A 4,280-nucleotide genomic window follows, 5' to 3' on the forward strand; every position below is an offset into this window, starting at 1 on the left:
GGCAGGGTCGCGACTATTCCAGCCGTCTTCGGCAAGACGGACCTTCTGCACGGCGGATTCGTGATTGAACGGAGGGACAGGCGCGGCCATCGGGAGGCACTCCAGCGTTGAGTAGTCGCCAGTGTACCGATCGGTACACTGGCGCGCTTGGCGCATCTTGTCGCAGCAGTCCGTAAGCGGGTTAAAGCAGACGACCTTCACCGTCTTCGGCCCAGCCCGCCTCGGCGGCCATATGTTCCGGCACAGCGAACAGATGCCGGAAACGCGACGGCTGTGACCGCAGGTATTGCTTCGGCGGATGGTGAATCTGCCCGCCCAACTGGGCAGCCGCGTGCCAGGGCCACCGTGGATCGAACAGCACCGTGCGCGCCAGAGCGATCATGTCCGCGTCGCCTGTGGCCACGATGGCCTCCGCCTGCTCGGCTTCGGTGATCAGGCCGACGGCCACGACGGGCATCTTTACGGCTTGCTTCACCGCGCGGGCGAAGGGCACCTGGTAGCTGGGGCCCACAGGGATCTTCTGCGCGGCATCGAGACCGCCCGTCGACACATGGATGGCATCGCAGCCGTGGTCTTCGAGGGCACGGGCGAACACGAGGGTCTGCTCCAGATCCCAGCCGCCCTCGACCCAATCCGTCGCCGACACGCGCATCGTGACGGGACGATCGGCGGGGAAAGCTGCGCGGACGGCGTCGAATACCTCGAGGGGGAAACGCATGCGGTTTTCCAGCGACCCGCCGTATTCGTCGGTCCGCTGGTTGGAGATCGGCGAGAGAAACTGATGCAGCAGGTAGCCATGCGCCCCGTGCAACTGGACCACATCGATATCCAGCCGCGCGGCCCGCACCGCAGCGGCGGCGAATGCGTCGCGGACACGGTCCAGGCCATCACGGTCCAGCGCCGTGGGCGGCAGATAGTCGTCGAGGAAGGCCACGGCCGACGGTGCCTCGGTTTGCCAACCATGGGCGTCATCCGGCGCCAGCTGGGCGCCGCCGACCCAGGGTGTGTCAGTCGACGCTTTGCGCCCCGCGTGGTTGAGCTGGATCGCGATGGGCACGTTGGACCACTTGCGCACGCCTTCCAGCGTGCGCCGCATGGCGGCTTCCGTCGCGTCGTCGTACAAGCCCACGTCGGCCCAGGTGATCCGCGCCTCGGGCAGCACGGCCGTGGCTTCGATCGTCACCAGGGYGGCGCCCGAGTTGGCGAGCTGACCCAGGTGCATCAGGTGCCAGTCGTTCATCTGGCCGTCCACGGCCGAGTACTGGCACATTGGCGCGATCACGATCCGGTTGGTCAGGTCGAGGTTACGTACACGGATCGGTTTGAACAGCGCGGGTTGCGCCATGGGGTGTCTCCTTGGAAACCAGATACTTGATACCCGTGTTGGGGTATCGGTTGCTTGAAAAAAAGGGCGCTCAGGCGTCGCCGGGCAACGGCGCTTCCGGCGACACGAGGCCTTGCTGGCGCATCTCGCGCCAGAAGTCGACGGGGATGATCGCCTTGAGCGCGGCGTGGTCTTCGGCAATACGCGATGGTTTGCTGGCACCGGGAATCACCGCCGCCACCGCAGGATGGGCCAGCACGAACTGCACCGCCGCCGCCTTCACCGGCACGTCGTAGCGGGTGGCCAGCGCCTTGATCTTTTCGACGCGAGCGATGATTTCCGGCGACGCCGCCTGGTATTCAAAGTGGGCGCCACCGGCCAGGATGCCCGAGCTGTACGGGCCGCCGACGACGATGTCGACGCCCTTTGCGGCAGCCGCTGGCATCAGGCGCTGGAGCGCGTGGGCGTGATCGAGCAATGTGTAGCGCCCGGCGAGCAGCGTGGCATCCGGTCGTGCGTTAGCGAGGCCCAGCAGGAGTTCCACCGGCTCGGTCTTGTTCACGCCCAGGCCCCAGCCCTTGATGACGCCTTCGTCGCGCATGCGATCCAGCGCGCGGAACGCGCCGGTGCGTGCGATCTCGAACTTGCCCAGCCACTCGTCGCCGTAGAAGTCCTGCGCGATGTCGTGCACCCAGACAAAATCGATATGACCGACGCTCATGCGCTTCAGGCTGTCCTCGATGGACTGGTAGGTGCCTTTTTCCGTGTAGTCGTCGACGACTTTGTTCGGACGGCCATGCTCGAACACGCCGCCCTTCTCGCCCAGGTCCCGGGCGCCGGTTTCCAGCTCGTCCAGAACGATACGACCGACCTTGGTACTCAAGGTGTATTCGTCACGCGGGTGCCTGGCCAGCATCTGGCCCAGACGAATCTCGGCGAGGCCGGCGCCATAGAACGGCGCGGTGTCGAAGAAGCGGGTGCCCTGCTCCCAGGCGGCCTCGACGGTGGCGGCAGCCTCGTCCTCGGGAATGTTGCGGAACATGTTGCCCAGCGGGGCGGTACCGAAGCCCAACGGGCCAGCCAGAAGTTTGTCGCGGATGGTCATGGTGTGTCTCCAGATCGAATGGGTACCGTGGCGGGATTCGTTCCGTATCATCACGAATATGACCAGGAACGACCTCACTCTCCCGTGCGCCAGCGGGCGCCGCCACGGCTTACGACGAGTAATATGGAACCCGACGGTGCCAGCGGCAAGACGGGCCCGGCTATCGACACTCATGCCCTCGATTCACGAATAGGTGATTTATGGACAACCGCGCGGGAGAAATGGAGGCCTTCATGCGGGTCGTCCAGTCCGGCAGCTTCGCGGGCGCGGCACGGAGTTTCGGCTTGTCGCCCTCGGCGATCAGCAAACTCGTGGCGCGACTGGAAAGCCGGCTCGGCACACGACTGATCGTGCGCACCACGCGTACCCTGCAGCTCACCCCGGAAGGCGAAACCTATTACGCGCGCGCCTTGCGGGTATTGGCCGATATCGACGAGACCGAACGTCTTGTCGCCCATGGCGGCGCGGCGGCGCCCTCGGGAAAGCTGCGTGTGAACGCTTCGGTATCCTTCGGCGTGCGCAAGATCGTCCCGCTGATTCCGGAATTCCTCGCCGCCTACCCCCTGGTGGAGCTGGACCTCTCGCTCAACGACAGCATCGTGGATCTGGTGGAAGACCGCGCCGACGTCGCCATCCGTGTGGGCGTGTTGCCCGACTCCGGCCTCAAGGCACGCAAGATCAGTGAAGCGGGTTACGTCGTATTCGCCTCTCCCGCCTACCTGGAGCGCCACGGTATGCCGACGACACCCGACGATCTGGCCGCGCACAACTGCCTAGTCTTCAACCTGGGCCGCTCGTTCAATGCGTGGCCGTTCCTCGATCGCTCCACCGGTCGCAGCCGATCCGTTCCCATCGGCGGAAACTTCCAGGCCAACAACGGCGAGACACTGCGCCGCATGGCCGTGGACGGCCTGGGAATCGCACGGCTGTCGTCGTACCACGTGGAGCGGGACATCGCCGCAGGGCGACTTGTGCCGATCCTCGAGGACTTCAACGCGGGTGAACGGCAGGTCACTCATGCCGTCTTCGTGGGGCACGAACACCTGGCCACCCGCGTCCGCGCCTTCGTGGATTTTCTCGCCGAAAGGGTGCCGGCGTCGGAGGACTGGTATCGCCAGGACTGAACCGGCAGCCTAGACATGTAACGAACCAGAGCATGATCTTCACAAGACGGCCCGACGCGCACAGTCGTATGGTGGGTGTATACATGCTCGGCGCCGCCGTCGGCCCGACTGCCACGATTTTCTGGATCGCAACGCTTGAACGAGGAACCGCGCGTGGCCGAACAACCTGCACCCTCCACGGCGAATAGTCAGCCCGATTCGGTGATCGTCGCCTGCCCCGTCGACGCGGCGCTCAATCGCGTGCCGCGTGTCAGGATGGGACAAGACCCGAAGTGCGGCACGTGCCATAACAGTCTCTTTCCGGGCAGGGCCGTCGAGATGACGGCGGCGAACTTCGAGCGACATACGCTGAAAAGCGAGTTGCCGGTGGTCATCGATTTCTGGGCCGCGTGGTGCGGACCCTGTCGCACGATGAGCCCGAATTTCGAAGCCGCCGCGAAGGTGCTCGAGCCGCGCGTCCGCATGGCCAAGCTCGATACCGAAGCCATGCCGGAGGTGTCCGGCCGTTATGCCATCCGTAGCATTCCCACCATGATCATGATTCACAAAGGACGAGAAATCGCCCGTACATCGGGCGCCATGCCGACCCAGGCCATCGTGCAGTGGATCGGTAACGCGCTCTCTCAGGCTCACTTATGAAACGCATACTTCTACAGACCACCATCGAACCGACCGCGGACGACTGGAGCATCGCGCGCTTTTCACTGCTTCGTGAATTGCTCGGCCG

At 64.7% G+C, this 4,280-nt stretch carries 4 protein-coding genes and 1 pseudogene; 2 read left to right on the forward strand and 3 right to left on the reverse strand.

The features are described 5' to 3' along the window. The 3 genes and pseudogenes from AC1DSN_RS19110 to AC1DSN_RS19120 all read right to left on the reverse strand — a co-directional run. Positions 1-90 (reverse strand): DUF1348 family protein (locus AC1DSN_RS19110; RefSeq protein ID WP_477332253.1); only part of this gene is annotated, 90 nt, incomplete at its 3' end. A 154-nt stretch (positions 91-244) separates the two neighbouring features. Beyond that, positions 245-1,345 (reverse strand): annotated as a pseudogene (locus AC1DSN_RS19115) (NADH:flavin oxidoreductase/NADH oxidase); the annotation flags it as partial. Between the two features lie 70 nt (positions 1,346-1,415). Continuing rightward, positions 1,416-2,429: an aldo/keto reductase gene (locus AC1DSN_RS19120; protein WP_477332249.1), complete on the reverse strand. Its 1,014-nt coding sequence runs from the start codon at positions 2,427-2,429 to the stop codon at positions 1,416-1,418. Positions 2,430-2,662: 233 nt separating this feature from the next. Between AC1DSN_RS19120 and AC1DSN_RS19125 the strand changes: the two genes are divergently transcribed. Next, entirely contained in the window at positions 2,663-3,553 is an 891-nt protein-coding gene (locus AC1DSN_RS19125; RefSeq protein ID WP_477332251.1) for a LysR family transcriptional regulator, read from the forward strand. 153 nt (positions 3,554-3,706) lie between these two features. After that, positions 3,707-4,192 carry a thioredoxin TrxC gene (trxC, locus tag AC1DSN_RS19130; protein ID WP_477299304.1) on the forward strand — a complete coding sequence of 162 codons (486 nt, stop codon included), beginning with the start codon at positions 3,707-3,709 and terminating at the stop codon, positions 4,190-4,192. Positions 4,193-4,280: the final 88 nt, after the last annotated feature.

It is taken from the genome of Luteibacter sp. P4_D7_3 (assembly GCF_056401735.1).

Excerpts from the sequence above, each read along its gene's own strand:
- AC1DSN_RS19120 (WP_477332249.1), bottom strand. The coding sequence starts at position 2,429 with ATGACCATCCGCGACAAACTTCTGGCTGGCCCGTTGGGCTTCGGTACC.
- AC1DSN_RS19125 (WP_477332251.1), top strand. The coding sequence starts at position 2,663 with ATGCGGGTCGTCCAGTCCGGCAGCTTCGCGGGCGCGGCACGGAGTTTC.